Source organism: Nonomuraea sp. NBC_00507 (assembly GCF_036013525.1).
GTDB lineage: Bacteria > Actinomycetota > Actinomycetes > Streptosporangiales > Streptosporangiaceae > Nonomuraea.
Genome location: NZ_CP107853.1, coordinates 9,073,730 through 9,091,275 on the forward strand (window position 1 = coordinate 9,073,730; position 17,546 = coordinate 9,091,275).

Genomic DNA, 17,546 nt, shown 5'->3' on the forward strand with positions numbered 1-17,546 from the left:
GGGCGGGAGCCGGACGGCTGCCGCCCGCACGTAGGGTTCCCGTCGTGATCTCTCATCTTCCGGTACGCCCGCGGCACTGCGATGCCCAGGCCATGATGCACGCCACCCGCTACTACGAGTACTTCGAAGACGCCTTCCTCGACTGGCTCGGCGCCAGGGGCGGCTACGACCGGCTCCGGCAGGAGGGCGCCGACCTGGTGGTCAAGGTGAGCGGCTGCGAGCACCACTCCCCCGCCCGCCTCGGCGACGTGCTGGCGGTGGAGAGCGCGCCCACCAGGATCGGGACGACGTCGATCACGATGACGTTCACGATGCGGCGGGCGGAGGACGAGCTGGTGGCCGTCGGCACGATCACGTACGTGTGCGTCCGCGACGGCCGGGCGGCCCCGCTGCCCGCGATGATGCTCCTCGATGAGGGCGGGCACGAGCACTAGAAGGCCGGCGGAGGGGATCAGAAGGGGAGCCAGCCGACCCGGCCGTGCCAGGTGCCGCCGGCCGCCAGGTGGTCGGCGATCGCCCGCTCCAGGCTCGTCCGGCGGGGCAGCGCGGCCGGGTCGGCGGCGTCGGCGCCGAACACGAACGACAGCGTCTCGGCGTCCTCCAGCCGGTGCAGGAGGCGGAAGCGCCGCTGGAAGGCCACGATGTTGGAGCCGGCCGGCAGGTAGCGGGCGAGCTGGTCGTCCAGCAGCCAGGACGCGCACGCCATGACGTGCTGGCGCTCCTGCGGAAAGTGCCGCGGGAAGAAGCTCCTGGCCCGCGCGAACGACGCGTCGCACGCCTCGGGTGTCAACGGGCCGTGGAAGTCGGGGATGTGCACGCCCAGCGCCGGGTCGCCGGGGCCTGCGGGCAGCCCGGCCGCGCGCACCGCCGCTCCGGTCCTCGTGCCCAGCCGGCTCCGGTTGAACTGGAGCCGGCCCAGCTCGAACAGCAGGCCCCTGGCGTGCAGCATGAACCACTGGGGCGCGTGCAGCCCACCCGTGCCGTGCCGCTTGCGGTGCACCGCCATGTTGCGTCCCAGGTCGGCGAACGTCGCCCAGGACACCTCTTCCGGCACGCCCAGCTCGCGGTGGTAGCGCCTGGTGTGCGGGAGCGCGGCGAGGTAGACGTAGACGTAGAAGTAGGGGCCGAGCTCGGGCAGCGGCTGGAACGGCGGCGCGTGGTCCAGGCTGCCCATCGTGGACACCAGCGAGTGCGCGCAGCGCTCGGCCAGCCACCACTGAGGGGTGCCCGGCTCCGGGCGGGCCGCGAGGACGGCATTGACGTCCTCGTGCGGGACGGTGAGCCTGAGCAGCTCCGACGGCAGATCGTCGGGGAAGGCGACGTCGAAGCCGCCCAGGGATTCGAGGTGCGCGAGCCAGTCCGGGTGGTCGCGCAGGAGCGCCTTGACGTCCATCGGGGTCAGCATAGCCGGGCGCGGCGGGAGCGGATCAGGGACGTTTGAAGACGGACAGCAGGCGGTCGGCCGCGAGCGACGGGGTCAGCTCGCCCGCCAGGACCTCGCGTTCGATCTCCGCTCTGATCGCCGCCACCTCGGGGTCGTTGCGCAGCTCGGACAGCAGCCGCTCGCGGACGAGGGTCCACGTCCAGCCGACTTGCTGAGCACGGCGCTTGGCGGCCAGGTCGAGCGACTCCCGGTGGGCCAGGATCTGCCGCCAGAGCCGCTCCAGGCCGTCGCCGGTGAGGCCGCTGCAGGTGAGCACGGGAGGAGGGGTGGAGTCCGAGCGGAGCATGCGCAGCGCGCCCGCCAGCTCGCGCGCGGCCTTCCTGGCCGGCAGCTGGTGCTCGCCGTCGGCCTTGTTGACCGCGATCACGTCGGCCAGCTCCAGCACGCCCTTCTTGATGCCCTGCAGCTGGTCGCCGGTGCGGGCCAGGGTGAGCAGCAGGAACGTGTCCACCATGTCGGCCACCGCGGTCTCCGACTGCCCGACGCCGACGGTCTCGACCAGGACGACGTCGAACCCGGCCGCCTCGACCACGACCATCGCCTCCCTCGTCGCCTTGGTGACGCCGCCGAGGGTTCCCGAGGTGGGCGAGGGGCGGATGAAGGCGGCCGGGTCGGCCGCCAGGCGGGACATGCGAGTCTTGTCGCCCAGGATGCTGCCGCCCGTCCTGGTGGAGGACGGATCCACGGCCAGGACGGCGACCTTGTGCCCCTGCCCGGTCAGGAGCGTGCCGAGCGAGTCAATGAACGTGGACTTGCCCACGCCCGGCACCCCGGAGACGCCGACCCGGCACGCATGGCCGGTGCGCGGCATGAGCTCGACGAGCAGCCGCTGGGCCAGGACCATGTGGTCGGGCCTGGTCGACTCGACCAGGGTGATCGCGCGGGCGATCCACGTACGTGAGCCCGCCCGTACGCCCCCGGCGTAGTCCTCCAGCGCGTGCACCCGGCTTGCCCCTTTCTTCTGTTTGATCAGGCTAACTTCTGACAAGTCTTGACATTTGCCAGTATGGTGCTGGAGTTCTCTTCTCAGCCGTCACAGGAGTCACTCCCCTCATGCCCAACGTCGAACCCCTGCGCGACGGCGACCCGGCGGCTGTGGGGCCGTACCGGCTGGTCGGGCGGCTCGGCGCGGGCGGCCACGGTGTCGTCTACCTCGGCCAGGCCCGCAACGGGACCCCTGTCGCCGTCAAGGTGCTGCGTGAAGGGCTGGCCGGGGGCGACCGCCTCGCCGCGGCGATCGCGGCCGCGCGCAAGGTCGAGCCGTTCTGCCTCGCGCGGGTGCTGGACGGGTCGGCCGGTGGGAGGCCGTACGTCGTCTCCGAGTATGTGGAGGGGCGCTCGCTGCAACAGGCGGGGCCGCTCGGCGGAGTGGAGCTGCAGCGGCTCACCGTGGCGACCGCGACCGCGCTGGACGCCATCCACCAGGCCGGCGTGCTGCACCTGGACTTCAAGCCGGCGAACGTGCTGATCGGGTCCGACGGGGCGCGGGTCGTGGACTTCGGCATCGCCGGGGCGTTCGGGCCGAGGATGAGCGCGACCGGCAACATCGTGGGCACACCCGCGTACATGGCGCCGGAGCAGCTGGCGGGGAAGGCGGCGCAGGCGCCGGCGGACGTGTTCGCGTGGGCGTCGGTCGTCGTGTTCGCGGCCACGGGGGTGCCGCCGTTCGGGGACGACTCGCTGCCCGCCGTCATCAACCGGATCCTGCGTGACGAGCCGCGGATCGACGACCTGCCGCGGCCGTTGCGTGACGTCGTGGCCGCCTGCCTGACCAAGGAACCCGCCGGCCGGCCCGCGATGCGTGACGTGCTGCTGCGGCTGATCGGCGGCGAAGGACCGGACCGGCCGCGCCGCCACCCGGCCCGCACCCCCGACGACGACTACGCGACCCCTGCGGCCGAGCGCTCTGCCCCGGCCGCGCGGCCGGGCGCGGTGCACGCTTCCGGTCAGCACCCGGCACGTCCCGCACACCACGGCGCGGCGCATGACGCCGGGCCGCGCACCGCTCCCGCGTCGCGGGCGGACTCGGCGCACTCCGGCCGGGCATCGCAGCACGACGCGGCCGCCGCGCCACACCACGGCGCGGACCGGCGCCAGCCCTCCGCCTCGCACCGGGGCCGGGTCCCGCTGGCGGCCCCCGTGGACCCGCCTCTGGCCGCCGCCGGGCTCCTCACCACCGCCGGGCACCCCGGCGCCGCGCAGCACACCGCCGGCGGATACGCCGAGAACGGCGACACCGCCGAAACCCGGTATGCGGGCGCGGACGGGCCGCCGGCGGCCGGTGAGACGCAGCCGGGGGCTCTTGTGCAGCATTCCACGCTCGTCGACATCCTGGTCGCGGGCCAGCCGGGCGGCGGCGGCAAGGCGCGGAAACGGTCCGGCCGGCGACGGGTGAAGACCGTGATAATCGCCTTGGTGTCCGGTGTGTCCGTCCTGGCGCTGGCCGCCGCCATCGTGTGGCTCACCCCCACGACCCCCACGTCGAAGGCTGACACCGTGACGAGCACCACCGGCACGCCCAGCGCCGAGACGACGCCCGCCGCCGTGACGGGCCGGCTCAGGGTCGCCTCCCTCCGCGCGGGCGGCACGCGCGACGGCGACTGCTGGGCCGGCGGCCAGGTGACGCTGCAGGCGCTGGTGGCGCGGACGGGCGACCCGCTGACGTTCAGGTACGCCTGGCTCATCGACGGCACCGCGGTCGCCCGCTCCTCCGCGGTCATCTCCGAGAACGGCCAGCGCTACCTCACCTCCCCGCGCAACCTCACGGGCACGGCCGGCGGCACGCACCGCGTCACGCTGCGGATCACCTCTCCCGTCCTCATTCAGCGGTCCATCTCGGTCACGCTGTGTGACGACGTCTGAGTTGCTCGAGCAGATCCAGTGCGGCGTCGGCGATCACGGTGCCCGGCGGGAAGATCGCGGCGGCGCCCGCGGCCCGCAGCTCGTCGTGATCGTCCGGCGGGATGACCCCGCCCACGACGATCATGATGTCGGCCGCGTCGAGGTCGGCCAGCGCCTGGCGCAGCGCGGGCACCAGGGTGAGGTGCCCGGCGGCGAGTGACGAGACGCCGACGATGTGCACGTCGGCCTCGACGGCCTGCCTGGCGACCTCCTCGGGCGTCTGGAACAGCGGGCCGACGTCCACGTCGAAGCCCAGGTCGGCGAAGGCGGTGGCGATCACCTTCTGGCCGCGGTCGTGGCCGTCCTGGCCCATCTTCGCCACCAGGATGCGCGGCCGGCGGCCCTCGGCCCGCTCGAAGTCGGCGCAGGCCTGGCGGGCGCGTTCGGTGTTGGCGGCGGAGCCCGACTCGTCGCGATACACCCCTGTGATGGTACGGACCTGCTCGGCGTGCCGGCCGAACACCCGCTCGAGCGCGTCGGAGATCTCGCCCACCGTGGCCTTGGCGCGGGCGGCGTCCACGGCCAGCTTGAGCAGGTTGTTGCCCAGTCCCGGCGCCGGGTTGTCGGCGGCCTTGGTGAGCGCGTCGAGCGCGTGCCGCACGGCGACGTCGTCGCGTTCTGCCCGGAGCCTGGCCAGCTTGTCCAGCTGCTGGGCGCGGACCGCGCTGTTGTCGACCTTGAGCACCTCGATGGCCTCGTCGCTCTCGGCACGGTATGTGTTCACGCCGATCACCGGCTGCCGCCCGGAGTCGATGCGGGCCTGGGTGCGGGCCGCCGCCTCCTCGATGCGGAGCTTGGGCAGGCCGGCCTCGATGGCCCTGGCCATGCCGCCGGCGGCCTCCACCTCCTGAATGTGGGCCCAGGCGCGTTCGGCCAGGTCGTGAGTGAGGCGTTCGACGTAGTAGGACCCGCCCCAGGGGTCGATGACGTGGGTGGTGCCCGATTCCTGCTGGAGGAGGAGCTGGGTGTTGCGGGCGATGCGGGCGGAGAAGTCGGTGGGCAGCGCGAGGGCCTCGTCGAGGGCGTTGGTGTGCAGCGACTGGGTGTGGCCCTGGGTGGCGGCCATGGCCTCGACGCAGGTGCGGACGACGTTGTTGAACACGTCCTGCGCGGTCAGCGACCATCCGGAGGTCTGGGAGTGCGTACGCAGGCTCAGTGACTTCGGATTCTTCGCGTTGAACCCGGCGACGAGCTTCGCCCACAGCAGCCGGGCGGCCCGCAGCTTGGCGACCTCCATGAAGAAGTTCATGCCGATGCACCAGAAGAACGACAGTCGCGGCGCGAACCTGTCGACGTCCATCCCGGCCGCGACCCCGGCCCGCAGGTATTCGACGCCGTCGGCCAGCGTGTACGCCAGCTCCAGGTCGCACGTCGCCCCGGCCTCCTGGATGTGGTAGCCGGAGATGCTGATCGAGTTGAACTTCGGCATCTTCTCGCTGGTGTAGGCGAAGATGTCGGAGATGATCCGCATCGACGGCGCCGGCGGGTAGATGTAGGTGTTGCGGACCATGAACTCTTTGAGGATGTCGTTCTGAATGGTCCCCGCGAGCTGCTCCGGCGCGACACCCTGCTCCTCGGCGGCCACGATGTACAGCGCCAGCACCGGCAGCACGGCGCCGTTCATGGTCATCGACACCGACATCCGGTCCAGGGGGATCCCGTCGAACAACTGCCGCATGTCGTAGATCGAGTCGATCGCCACCCCGGCCATGCCCACGTCGCCGGCCACGCGCGGGTGGTCGGAGTCGTAGCCGCGGTGGGTGGCGAGGTCGAAGGCCACCGACAGGCCCTTCTGGCCGGCGGCGAGGTTGCGGCGGTAGAAGGCGTTGGAGTCCTCGGCCGTGGAGAAGCCGGCGTACTGGCGGATGGTCCACGGCTGGTTGACGTACATGGTGGGGTAGGGGCCGCGCAGGTAAGGCGGCGCGCCCGGATAGGTCCGCAGGAAGTCCAGTCCCTCGAGGTCCCGGGCGGTGTAGAGCGGCTTGACGGCGATGCCTTCGGGCGTCTCCCAGACCTCGCCCTCGGGCTTCGGCTCCCCTGTCCCCTGCTCGGGCAGGGGGTGGAGCGGGATGCCGGAGAAGTCCGGGATCATCGGGTCACCTCCAGGTCGTCGAAGGTCGTGCGGAGAACGTGCAGCGCATCGCAGCCCGCGTAGAGGTTGGCGTCCACGCCGTCGTAGTGCCCCTTCCCCGCCAGCCACACCTTTCTCGCCCCGGCCTTGCGCAGCGCGACGGCGACGGCGGCGGCGTGCTGGGCGTAGAGCTTGTCGCTGGAGCACAGGCAGGCGACGGTCGTGCCGGAGACGGCGAAGGCGGTGGCGATCTGCTCGGGGTCGGCGCCGGGCCCCGCGGTCTCGGTGTCCAGGCCGCCCGACTGGAACAGGTTCGCGGCGAACGCGGCCCGCGCGGTGTGGGCGGCGACGGGGCCGATGGTGGCCAGGAACACCTTGGGCCGCTCCGGCTGTGCGTCGGCGAGGTCCCGCAACGCCTCGAACTCCTCGGCGTAACGCACCTTCGGCAACCCGGCCTCGCCCGCCGCCTGCCTTCCCGCTGGGGGGGCCGGGGTGCGGCGGAGGGGTTTCTCGCCCGGGTTGGGGAACTCGCTGACTCCGGTGATCGGGAAGCGGCGGCGGGCGATGTCGGCGGCGCGGTGGGCGCGCGTGGCGGCGATGCGCTCGGACACCAGTCCCGCGGCCGCGTCCAGGCCGCCGGCGGCCTCGATCTCCTGGAACCACGCCCACGCCCGCTCGGCCAGGTCGGCCGTGCGGCGTTCCACGTACCAGGAGCCCCCGGCCGGGTCGATCACCCGCCCGACCCCCGACTCCTCCAGCAGCAGCGACTGCGTGTTGCGGGCGATGCGGCGCGAGAACGCGTCCGGCAGCCCGAGCGCGGCGTCGAACGGCTGCACGGTCACCGCCTCCGCGCCGCCCACGCCGGCGGCGAAGCAGGCGATGGTGGTGCGCAGCATGTTCACCCACGGGTCGCGGGCGGTCATCATGGCCGAGCTGGTCACCGCGTGCTGCCGCTGCCCCCCGTGCTCGGTGGCGCCGCACGCCTCGGCGACCCTGGCCCACAACCGGCGGGCGGCCCGCAGTTTGGCGACGGTGGCGAACTGGTCGGCGGTGGCGGCGTACCGGAACTCGATCTGGCCTAGCGCTTGCTCAACAGAGAGCCCGGCCCCGCTGAGCGCCCGCAGCTCCGCGACGCCCCGCGCGATCGAGCAGCCGAGCTCCTCGGCGTCGCCTGCGCCCGCGTCGTGGTAGGGCGTGGCGTCCACGGTGACGGCCCGCAGCCCGGCCGAGCCAGGGAGCTCGGCGGCACACCGCAGCGCCAGCTCCGCCCCCACGGCGCCCGAGGCCCCCAGGTTGCCGCTGAGCGCGGTGCCGCGCGCGGCGGCCAGCCGCAACAGGGCCTCGGCGGCCTCGCGCGCCAGCACGCCGGCCTCCAGCACGACAGGCGCCAGGTCGAGGGCGACCTCGGCGAGCAGCGTCTCCAGCGCGCCGACCGGGATCGCGCCGTCCCCGACGACCAGCCACAACGAGGTGACGCCGTTGTCCAGGTCGGCCAGCACCGCCTCGGCGTCGGGCACGGCGTGCCGCTGCCGCACGTCCCAGCCGGAGACGGCCCGCGACCCGCGCACGTAGGGTGCCGCCCCGGGCAGCCCAGGATCCTCGGGCAGGTCGTCCATGTCATAGAGAGGCGCCACCGTCAGCCCGTCATACGTGGCGTGCGACAGGGCCTCCTCCGGCGAACCCGCCTCGATCCCGGACTTGCGCAGCACCTGCATCGCGAGCGCCCGCCAGCCGTCCCGGGTCGTGGGCTCGAATCCCGCTGCCAGCTCCATGATTCGGATAGTAGGCGCAACGCCGGGTGACCAGTAACCCCGGGTCACCCCTGTCAGCGGGCGGGAGCCTCCCAAGCCAGCCGCCACGTGACCGGCCCGACGATCCCGTCGTCCTCGATCCCCTGCTGGCGCTGGAACCGGCGGCACACGTCGCGCGAGCCGGGACCGTACGCGCCGTCCACGTCCAGGTCCCAGCCCCGCGTGCGCATCTGCCGCTGCCAGGTCCGCACGTCCTCCCCACGCATCACCGGGGGATACTTCAGCGGCCGGCCGGGGAAGGGCGGCGCCACCGGGCCGGGCCGTGGCGGCGCGGTCCCGCCGGGACGGGGCGCGCCCCGGCGCACCCAGGCGTAGAGGGGGTCGCCGGGGCAGTCGGTGGCGTAGCCGTCGCGATGTCCCTTGACCTCCCTGCCCGCGTGGCCTCGATCGCGCACGTACTGGACCGCGTCGAGGATCGCGTGCAGGACCCCGTCGGGCGGCTGCACCAGCCCCGCGTTGCCCACCAGCCCCAGCACGGCGTAGTGGCCGGCGTTGAGTCCCGGGCCGTTCGCGGCGGGCAGGTGGTGCAGCCCTCGCCCCTCGAACACCTTCTGGTGCGGACATGCCACGAACGAGTAGCCCAGATCGATCCAGCCGTTGCCGTCCATGTGATGGGCCTGGATCGACCGCACCAGCGAGACGCATCCGTCGTGGTCGGACACGATGCCCGGATTGACCCGGCCGCCCGTGTAGTGGACCTTCACGCCCTTGGTCGAGTCAAGCTGCGTGTAGGCGCCACGCGGCGCGCGAGCGTTCCAGTCGCGCCGCAACACCAGGTCAATGGCCACGGTGAACTCCGGGAGAGTCGTCGGGGACACCGAGCGTAACGCGGTCGAAGCGGACAGGTCAGGGAGATCGGAGATTTGGGTCCTAAGGCCTGATCACTCGCTTCTCCGTCACGATCGCCGTGATCAGGTCGTGCGGGGTCACGTCGAAGGCCGGGTTCAGCGCGAGTGTGCCCTCGGGCGCCACGCGCACGCCCCAGAAGGACACGACCTCGTCGGCGCCCCTGTCCTCGATCGTGATGTGGCCGCCTGAGGGCGTGCCCTGGTCGATCGTGGACTCGGGCGCGACCACGATGAACGGCACCCCGGCGCGTTCCGCGCCGAGCGCGAGCGCGTACGAGCCGATCTTGTTGGCCGTGTCGCCGTTGGCGGCGATGCGGTCGGCGCCGATGAGCACCGCGTCCACCTCGCCCTTGGCCAGCAGATATGGTCCCGCCGAGTCGGCGATGAGCCGGTGCGGCGCCCCCATCCTGGCCAGCTCCCAGGTGGTGAGCCTGGCTCCCTGCAGCAGGGGCCGGGTCTCGAGCGCGAGCACCTCGGCCAGCCGTCCCCGCTCGTGCAGCGTCTGCACGACGCCGAGCGCGGTGCCGCGTTCGACGGCGGCGAGCCCGCCGGTGTTGCACACGGTCATGATCCGCAGCCGGTCGCCTTCGAGCAGGTCGGCGCCGCGCTCCCCCATGGCCTTGCAGGCGGCGATGTCGTCGTCGCGCACGCGCAGCGCGGCGGCCAGCACCGCCTCGCGGCCTTCGGGCAGGTGGGCGGCGGCCCGGTCGACGCCCCAGGCGAGATTGACGGCGGTGGGCCGGGCGGCGCGGAGCCTGGCGATCTGGGCCGGGTCGCCATCGGCCAGCACGACGCCGAGGGCGCCGGCCACGCCGAGCGCGGGCGCGCCCCGCACGGCCAGCCGCTGGATGGCGTCGATGAGCTCGTCCACCGTGTGGATGCGGAGCATCACGCATTTGTCGGGCAGCAGCGTCTGGTCCACGAGCTCGACGGCGCCGTCAGCCCAGTCAATGGTCCTCACGAGGCAAACGGTAGTACGCCTAGCGCTCGGCCAGCACGATGACCGAGTCACGCGCGCCCAGCACGATGGGGTCCGCCTTGCTCGGGTTGAGCACGATGCCGTAGTGCGGCGGGGTGTTGCGGGCCGCGGAGCTGCGGTAGCCGATGGCGGTCTCGCCCCTGCGCCGGGCGGACTCCACGACCGTGGAGAACGTCACCTTCGTCCCGGTCTTGACGTAGGCGGCGGCCGGGCGCGGGTAGATCTCCGACCCGCGCGAGTCGAAGAGGTAGCCGAACACGTCCGCCAGGTGCCTGTTCTCGGCCAGTTGCGCGAGGAGCAGGCCGATGACGGTGTCGCTGATCACGATGTCGTCGGCCTCGGTGACCTCGGCCAGGGCGCGGTTGTTCTCGTCGTGCATCTCGCTGACGATCGAGTAGTGCTCGCCCAGCGTGCTCTGCATGTCGCGGAGCTGGAGCAGCGTCATGAGCGTGCGCGTGTCGGAGTGGTGCGGGTCGAAGCGGTCGTCGGACAGCACGATGACGTGCTGGAAGAGGCCGACGCCGAGCGACTCGAGCGCGAACCTGTCGGTGGTGTCGCAGTCCTTGACGTTCGCGGTGAGGTGACGCAGCCCGGCCAGCCCGGTGCCCGCCTTGGGGTGGTCGGCGGCGATCTCCAGGACGGAGCCGGGCGCGACGTACCCGTCGAGGTAGCGGACGATCTGCTCGGCCCGGCCGTTCCAGTTGAGCACGAGCGTGCGCTCGGGTTCGGGGGCGGGGCTCCCCGCCTCCACGATGGCGGCCTCGTCCAGGGACGGCTTGCCGGCGGCCAGGCGGACGTGAGAGTCGTCGTGGGCGATCACGATGACTTCGTCGTCGGCGTTGACCACGGTGTCGGACGGCGGGTTCAGCACCACGCCGGACGGCCGGCGCAGGCCGATGACAGAGGCGGTCTGGTACGCGTGCAGCGCCTCCCCGTAGGTGACGCCCACGAGCTTCTTCGGGGTGCGCAGGTAGATCTCGCCGCCGTCGAAGTTCAGCAGGTCCATGCAGACCACAGACATGCCGGACTGGCGCGAGGACTGCACGATCAGCCTGGAGGCGGTGTCGTCGGAGTCCACCAGGTGCACGTCCCGGCCGCCGGCCAGGCGGGCGGCGGCGATGTTGCGGCTGGAGGCGAGCGCGGCGACCACCGGCGGATGCGCGCCCTGGCGCTTGGCCAGCGCGAGCAGGATCTTGATCACGTGCGCGTCCGGGTCCTCGCCCTCGGGCGAGAGCACGACGACGGAGCGGGCCTCGCCCAGGTTCATCAGCGCGAGGTCGCGCGGCTCGGTGGGCCGTCCGGTGCGGCACACCAGGCGGGTGCCGCCCAGGTCGCCGACATGCTCGCGGATGGCCTCCTCCATCTTGAGTTTGTCACGTTCCGCCAGCACGGCGATGGCGGAGTGCTTCTGGCTGGCGTGCGCCTTGGCCAGCTCCCCCACGATCGTGAACACCTGGTCCGACCAGCCGAGCACCACCGTGTGGCCGGACTCGACGATCCGCGAGCGGCCCCTGCGCAGGCGGTCCACCTTCTGCTTGAGCCCGTTCGAGAGCAGGCCGACGAGCATGCTGACGATGAACAGGCCGCCGAGCGAGCCGGTGAACATCACCGCCATGTACGCGATCGAGCCCTTGTCGCTGGCCACCTTGCCCGGCGTGAGGGCGTGCATGAGGGCGATCCAGAGCACCTCGCCGACGTGGCCCACGCCTTCGGGCTCACCCGGCGCCAGCCAGAGCGTCAGCACGGTCACGACCGCGATGAGGGCGACCGACACGAGGGCCAGCCAGCCGATGAGCGAGGCGGTGCCCTTGGACATCGTGTTGTCGAACCAGTACCGCGCCCGTTCACGGAACGTGATTTTCGACACTTTCCCCGTTACCTCCGTGAAAGGAGTGATTTAACCCAACGGTCCACGGTACCGGGCGATCTTCACTTCCGCAGCGCGACGGGTAACGTATCGGCCATAGTGCGCGCCGCCCGCTCATCTCCTACCGGTACGCTCAGCGTGAACCACCGCCAAAACCCTTCGACATCCGACGTGGAGGCCTAGATCATTGACGGTATGTCTGTGATTAGGGAGGTGCCGTTCCCCAGCCCGGACTCCTCTGAGCTGCCGATGAACATCTGGATCGACGACGCCGACTCCGCCATCGACGTGATCGACGCGCTGGCGCTGTCGCCGTTCGCGACCGGCGCCCAGCCCTGGTCCCGCCTGGCCAATCTGGAGCGCGTGCGGCCCGACGCCCCGCTGAGCCCGTCCAGCGGCCGCGTGCTGCGCACGGCGCGTGTCGAGGACGGCTCGGAGTCCCGGCTGATCTCCGGCGACGGCTGGACTCTGCGGGTCATCCGCCACCGCAACCGCACCGCGATGGTCAGCGTGACGGCGGTGAGCGAGGAGCTGGCCAAGTCCGTGCTCGAGGAGAGCATCGACGGCGCGGAGGAGGCGGTCCCCGAGGCCGACCACGTCGAGATGGGCTTCTGGTGGCGCGGCACGCACGGCGGCACCCGCTCGGAGAAGCCGATCTCCGCGCAGCCCTGGTCCGAGATCAGCGCCAACTACCCGGGCAAGGTGCGCCCGGCCATCGACAAGCTGATGGCGGTCACTCCCGGGGACGTCAACGGCCGCCTCATCCTCCTGCACGGCCAGCCGGGCACCGGCAAGACCACGCTGCTGCGGACGCTGGCCAAGCAGTGGGGCGAATGGTGTCAGGTGGACTGCGTGCTCGACCCGGAGCGCCTGTTCGACGAGCCCGGCTACCTCATGGAGGTGGCGGTCGGCTACGACAGCGACGACGATGAGACGCAGCGGTGGCGGCTGCTCGTCCTGGAGGACTGCGACGAGCTGATCAGCGCGGGTGCGAAGGCGCAGGCGGGCCAGGGCCTGTCGCGCCTGCTCAACCTGACCGACGGCCTGCTCGGCCAGGGCCGCGACGTCCTGGTGGCGATCACCACCAACGAGGACCTGGCCCGGCTCCACCCCGCGGTCATCCGCCCGGGCCGCTGCCTGGCCCAACTGGAGGTCGGCCCGCTCAGCAGGGACGAGGCCGTCGCCTGGCTCGGCACGTCCGAGGGCGTGGGCCCGTCGGGGGCGACACTCGCGGAGCTCTACGCCCTCCGCTCCGGCCGCGCGATCACTCCCGTCGCGGGCGACGAGTCCACGGGCCTCTACCTCTAAGCGACGTCCGGCAGCCCGGCCCGCAGGTGGAGCGGGTCCCGGCCGGTACGTAAACCATCCGATGTGCGACACGAAGTGCGAAACCACAATAGGTCTGGTGCTCACCGTCGATCTGGCCCGTGTCGCCTTCGCCCGCTTCGCCGTGCCCGTCGCGGCTGAGGACGTGTGGACGAGCGAGGAACGCGAGATCGGCTTTCCCGCCACTCAGCTCGTGCCCTCGTGGACGGCGCGCACCCCGCCGGGTGCGTGGATCGAGGTCGCGCTTCGGGCCAGGGCCGCATCAGGGGCCCGTACCAAGTGGTACGTGATGGGGCGCTGGTCCGAACTCGGCGATCCGCGCACGTCGGTGCCCGGGCAGGGCGACGAGGACGGGGACGTGGCGGTGGACACGTTCGTGGCCAGACGGCCGGTGGTGGCCTACCAGGTACGCATCACCCGGCACGGCGCGGGCGCCCTGGTCACCGGGCTGGGCGTGATGGCCTCGGCCGTGCCCCAGCGGCCCGTGACGCCCAGCGACCCCATCGCGGCGGAGCCCGTGGAGCTGGCCGTGCCGCGGCATGCGCAGCACGCGCACGCGGGGCACCATCCGCGCTTCGACGGCGGCGGCGCGAACTGGTGCGGCCCGGCGTCGGTGGCCATGGTGCTCGGTTTCTGGGGGCGCGGCCCGCAACCGCGCGAGCTGGACTGGGTGGGGGCGGGCGACCCGGCTCCGGTCGTGGACCACGCGGCCATGGGCACGTACGACGAGAGTTACCAGGGCACCGGGAACTGGCCGTTCAACGTGGCGTACGCCGGCCGGTACGGGCTGGCGGGGTTCGTGACGCGGCTGCGGTCCGCGGCGGAGCTGGAGCTGTTCGTACGTGCCGGGATCCCGGTGATCACGTCGCAGTCGTTCAAGGCGCACGAGTTACCCGGTTCCTGCTACTCCACCAACGGGCACATCCTCGTCGTGGCCGGCTTCACGGCCGGGGGCGACGTCGTCGTGAACGATCCCGCCGCGCCGCGCGACGACGAGGTCCGGCGGATCTATCCGCGGGCGGCGTTCGAGAACGTGTGGCTCAGGAGCTCGGGCAGCGGCGGCATCGCGTACGTGCTGCACCCGCCCGGGCATCCTCTTCCTCCCTGTACCGACGGCAATTGGTGAGTTGTTGTGAGCATTCGACCGATCGACGTGGCCCGGACCGACGGCAGGCCTCTGTGGGTGGAGGCGGTGGCCACGCCCTCCGGGGTCGAGGCCTGGTGGGACGAGCCGCGTCCGCACGAGGGCGGCAGGCGGTGCGTGGTGCGCCGGCTGCCGGACGGCTCCCGTACCGACGTGCTGCCCCAGGGGTGGAACGCGCGTAACCGGGTCATCGAGTACGGGGGCCGCTCCTGGCGGCCGCTGCCGGGCGGCGGGCTGGTCTTCACGAACTGGGCCGACCAGCGCCTGTACCGGCTCGACGGCGGCTCCCCTCCCGCGCCGATCACTCCAGAGGGTCCCTCGCGTTACGCGGACCTCTATCTCCCTCCCGGCAGGGACGAGGTGTGGGCCGTACGGGAGACCGGCGACGTGCGGGACCTGGTGGCGGTGCCGCTGGACGGCGGGCCGGTCAGGGTGATCGCCAAAGCCCACCATTTCCTGATTAATCCGCGCATTTCGCCCGGCGGGCAATATGTCGCTTGGATCGGCTGGGATCACCCGAACATGCCCTGGGACGGCACCGAGCTGTGCGTGGCCCCGCTGCGCGCGGACGGCACGGCAGGCGAGCACCGCGTGGTGGCCGGCGGCCCGCGGGAGTCGGTGACGCAGGCCGAGTGGCGCGACGACGGCGCCCTGTACGCGGCGACCGACCCCACCGGCTGGTGGAACATCCACCTCGTCCCCGTGGACGGCTCGCCGGGCCGCAACCTCACGCCGATGGAGCAGGAGTTCGGCGACGCGGCGTGGAAGCCGGGCCTGACGTACTTCGCCGTCGCGGAGGACGGCAGGCTGGTCGTGATCTACGGCACGGGCGACGGCCGCCGCCTCGGCGTGCTCGACCCGGACACCGGTGACCTGCGGGAGATCGCCGGGGCGGCCACCCACTGGTCGGCGACCGTGTCGGTGGCGGGCGGCAGGGCGGCGGCGGTGCGGGCGACGCCGTACACGCCCATGGAGGTCACGCTCGTCGATCTCGACGGGGGCGGGCCCGAGGTCGTGTCGGCCAGGAAACCGCTGCCGGAGCGCGACCTGCTGCCCACTCCGGAGGCCGTGACGATCGAGGGTGTGCACGCGCACCTCTACCCGCCGTCCGGGGTCCGGGGCCCGGGCCCGTACGTGATCTTCGTGCACGGCGGCCCGACCATGCACCTGCCGATGGTGCTCGACCTGGAGATCGCCTACTTCACCAGCCGCGGCATCGGCGTGGCCGTGGTGAACTACGGCGGCTCGACCGGCTACGGCCGCGCCTACCGGGAGCGGCTGCGGCACCAGTGGGGCGTGGTGGACGTGGGAGACTGCGCCAAGGTGGCCCGCGGCCTGGTCGAGCTGGGCCGCGCCGACGCCGCGAAGCTCGCCATCCGGGGCGGCAGCGCCGGCGGCTGGACCACGGTGGCGGCGCTCGTGCACAGTGACGTGTTCGCGGGCGGGGTGGCCCACTACGCGATCACCGACCCGGAGAGCTGGGCGGCCGAGACACACGACTTCGAATCCCGCTACCTCGACGGCCTCGTGGGCCCGCTGCCCGAGACGCGCCAGCGCTACACCGAGCGCTCGCCGCTGCTGAACGCCGCCCGCGCGTCGGGCCCGTGCCTCATGCTGCACGGCCTGGAGGACGCGATCGTGGACGTCGGGCAGGCCGAGCGGTTCACCGCCGAATTGGACAAACACGGCAAGGAGTGGGCACTGTTGACCTTCCCCGGCGAGCAGCACGGCTGGCGCAGGGAGGAGACCATCGTCGCGGCGCTCGAGGCCGAGCTGGCCTTCTACGGGCTGATCTTCGGCATGGAGACGCCCGAGGTGCCGCCGTTGAAGCTGAAAGGGAGAGCGTGAAGAGCGTCGCCGAGATCTGCTCGGATCTGATCAGGTTCGACACCACCAATCCGGGGTCGGGCGAGCGCCCGGCGGCCGAATACGTGGCCACGCTGCTGGCCGACGCGGGCCTGGATCCGGTCGTGTTCGAGTCGGCGCCGAAGCGGACCACGGTCGTGGCCAGGATCGACGGCGACTCCCCCGACGCGCTGCTCATCCACGGCCACCTGGACGTGGTGCCCGCCGACCCGGCCGAGTGGGCGATGCACCCGTTCTCCGGGGAGATCGTGGACGAGTGCGTGTACGGCCGGGGCGCGGTCGACATGAAGGGCTCGTGCGCGATGACGCTCGCGACCGTGGTCGACCTGGCGACCCGGGGGGTGCGGCCCAAGCGGGACCTGGTGGTGGCGTTCCTGGCCGACGAGGAGGCCACCGGCGACTACGGCTCGCGGCACGCGGTGAGCGAGCACCGGGAGCTGTTCGACGGCGTGAGCGAGGCGATCAGCGAGTCCGGCGGATTCAGCGTGACCTCCGGCGCCCACCGGGTCTACCCGATCGCCGTGGGCGAGCGCGGGACCGCGTGGATGAAGCTCACCGCGCACGGCGTGGCCGGGCACGGCTCGCGCCCCCCGGTGGACAATCCGGTCGCCACGCTGGTGCACGCGCTGTCGCGGGTGGCCTCCCACCAGTGGCCGGTCCGCCTCACGCCGTCGGTGGCGGCGTTGCTCCAGAGCCTGTCGGAGATCACCGGCCAGCCGATCGACCTGGACCGGCTGGACGCGGAGGCCGCCCGGCTCGGCCCGCTCGGCGGCCTGTTCAAGAGCCAGATCCGCAACTCGGCGAACCCGACGATGCTGGCGGCCGGCTACAAGGTCAACGTGGTGCCCTCGACGGCGGAGGCGCACGTGGACGGGCGTTTCATGCCCGGGCTGCAGGAGGAGTTCCTGTCGACGATCGACGAGCTGCTCGGGCCCAAGATCACCCGCGAGTTCGTCAATCTGGAGGACGCGCCCGACGCACCGTACCCGTCGGCGTTCTTCGACGAGCTGGCCGGGGCGCTGACGGCCGAAGACCCGATGGCCAGGCCGGTGCCGTACGTGATGAGCGGCGGCACGGACGCCAAGTCCTTCGCCAGGATCGGCATCAAGGGGTACGGTTTCGCGCCGCTCATGCTCCGGCCGGATCTCGACTACTTCGGGATGTTCCACGGCAAGGACGAGCGGGTGCCGGTGGAGGGCCTGGAGTTCGGCACCCGCGTCCTCACTCGCCTGCTCACCAGTATGGAACAAAGCATTCCGTTCTGATATAGTGAGAGCCAACGACGAAGA

At 72.2% G+C, this 17,546-nt stretch carries 13 protein-coding genes; 6 read left to right on the plus strand and 7 right to left on the minus strand.

Annotated elements, in window-relative coordinates; genetic code table 11:
* Window positions 1–44 precede the first annotated feature (44 nt).
* Window positions 45–434: an acyl-CoA thioesterase gene (locus OHA25_RS43735; RefSeq protein WP_327582793.1), complete on the plus strand. Its 390-nt coding sequence runs from the start codon at window positions 45–47 to the stop codon at window positions 432–434.
* Between the two features lie 17 nt (window positions 435–451).
* Here OHA25_RS43735 and OHA25_RS43740 read toward each other — a convergent pair whose 3' ends face one another.
* Both OHA25_RS43740 and meaB read right to left on the minus strand, forming a co-directional pair.
* Entirely contained in the window at window positions 452–1,393 is a 942-nt protein-coding gene (locus OHA25_RS43740) for an acyltransferase domain-containing protein (RefSeq protein WP_305918047.1), read from the minus strand.
* A gap of 34 nt (window positions 1,394–1,427) precedes the next feature.
* On the minus strand, window positions 1,428–2,387 hold the full coding sequence (gene meaB, locus OHA25_RS43745; protein WP_327582794.1) for a methylmalonyl Co-A mutase-associated GTPase MeaB: 960 nt from the start codon (window positions 2,385–2,387) through the stop codon (window positions 1,428–1,430).
* Between the two features lie 110 nt (window positions 2,388–2,497).
* Here meaB and OHA25_RS43750 point away from each other — a divergent pair, with 110 nt between their 5' ends.
* Window positions 2,498–4,306: a serine/threonine protein kinase gene (locus OHA25_RS43750; protein WP_327582795.1), complete on the plus strand. Its 1,809-nt coding sequence runs from the start codon at window positions 2,498–2,500 to the stop codon at window positions 4,304–4,306.
* On the opposite strand, the gene scpA is transcribed toward OHA25_RS43750, so the two are convergent.
* Genes scpA through OHA25_RS43775 form a run of 5 tightly spaced genes read right to left on the minus strand, consistent with a single transcriptional unit; the run spans window position 4,284 to window position 11,921 of the window.
* Window positions 4,284–6,437: a methylmalonyl-CoA mutase gene (gene scpA, locus OHA25_RS43755; protein ID WP_327582796.1), complete on the minus strand. Its 2,154-nt coding sequence runs from the start codon at window positions 6,435–6,437 to the stop codon at window positions 4,284–4,286. The genes OHA25_RS43750 and scpA overlap by 23 nt on opposite strands.
* Entirely contained in the window at window positions 6,434–8,188 is a 1,755-nt protein-coding gene (locus OHA25_RS43760; protein ID WP_327582797.1) for a methylmalonyl-CoA mutase subunit beta, read from the minus strand. Before OHA25_RS43760 ends, scpA begins: the two co-directional genes overlap by 4 nt.
* 53 nt (window positions 8,189–8,241) lie before the next feature.
* Window positions 8,242–9,045 carry a peptidoglycan recognition protein family protein gene (locus OHA25_RS43765; protein WP_327582798.1) on the minus strand — a complete coding sequence of 268 codons (804 nt, stop codon included), beginning with the start codon at window positions 9,043–9,045 and terminating at the stop codon, window positions 8,242–8,244.
* Window positions 9,046–9,097: 52 nt separating this feature from the next.
* Complete coding sequence (mtnA, locus tag OHA25_RS43770; protein ID WP_327582799.1) at window positions 9,098–10,036, minus strand: S-methyl-5-thioribose-1-phosphate isomerase; 939 nt, start codon at window positions 10,034–10,036, stop codon at window positions 9,098–9,100.
* Window positions 10,037–10,055: 19 nt separating this feature from the next.
* Entirely contained in the window at window positions 10,056–11,921 is a 1,866-nt protein-coding gene (locus OHA25_RS43775) for a CASTOR/POLLUX-related putative ion channel (protein WP_327582800.1), read from the minus strand.
* 195 nt (window positions 11,922–12,116) lie between these two features.
* On the opposite strand from OHA25_RS43775, the gene OHA25_RS43780 reads away from it, so the two are divergent.
* The 4 genes from OHA25_RS43780 (at window position 12,117) to OHA25_RS43795 (ending at window position 17,522) form a co-directional block, all read left to right on the plus strand.
* On the plus strand, window positions 12,117–13,229 hold the full coding sequence (locus tag OHA25_RS43780) for a DUF5925 domain-containing protein (RefSeq protein WP_305918055.1): 1,113 nt from the start codon (window positions 12,117–12,119) through the stop codon (window positions 13,227–13,229).
* A 97-nt stretch (window positions 13,230–13,326) separates the two neighbouring features.
* Window positions 13,327–14,373: a C39 family peptidase gene (locus tag OHA25_RS43785; RefSeq protein WP_327582801.1), complete on the plus strand. Its 1,047-nt coding sequence runs from the start codon at window positions 13,327–13,329 to the stop codon at window positions 14,371–14,373.
* A gap of 6 nt (window positions 14,374–14,379) precedes the next feature.
* A complete protein-coding gene (locus tag OHA25_RS43790) occupies window positions 14,380–16,239 on the plus strand; it encodes a S9 family peptidase (RefSeq protein WP_327582802.1) in 1,860 nt (619 codons plus the stop codon).
* Window positions 16,236–17,522: a M20/M25/M40 family metallo-hydrolase gene (locus tag OHA25_RS43795; protein ID WP_327582803.1), complete on the plus strand. Its 1,287-nt coding sequence runs from the start codon at window positions 16,236–16,238 to the stop codon at window positions 17,520–17,522. The genes OHA25_RS43790 and OHA25_RS43795 overlap by 4 nt, the downstream gene beginning before the upstream one ends.
* Window positions 17,523–17,546: the final 24 nt, after the last annotated feature.

Coding starts and splice junctions, on each gene's coding strand:
- OHA25_RS43740 (WP_305918047.1), bottom strand. CDS start 1,393: ATGGACGTCAAGGCGCTCCTGCGCGACCACCCGGACTGGCTCGCGCAC.
- OHA25_RS43750 (WP_327582795.1), top strand. CDS start 2,498: ATGCCCAACGTCGAACCCCTGCGCGACGGCGACCCGGCGGCTGTGGGG.
- scpA (WP_327582796.1), bottom strand. CDS start 6,437: ATGATCCCGGACTTCTCCGGCATCCCGCTCCACCCCCTGCCCGAGCAG.
- OHA25_RS43760 (WP_327582797.1), bottom strand. CDS start 8,188: ATGGAGCTGGCAGCGGGATTCGAGCCCACGACCCGGGACGGCTGGCGG.
- OHA25_RS43780 (WP_305918055.1), top strand. CDS start 12,117: ATGTCTGTGATTAGGGAGGTGCCGTTCCCCAGCCCGGACTCCTCTGAG.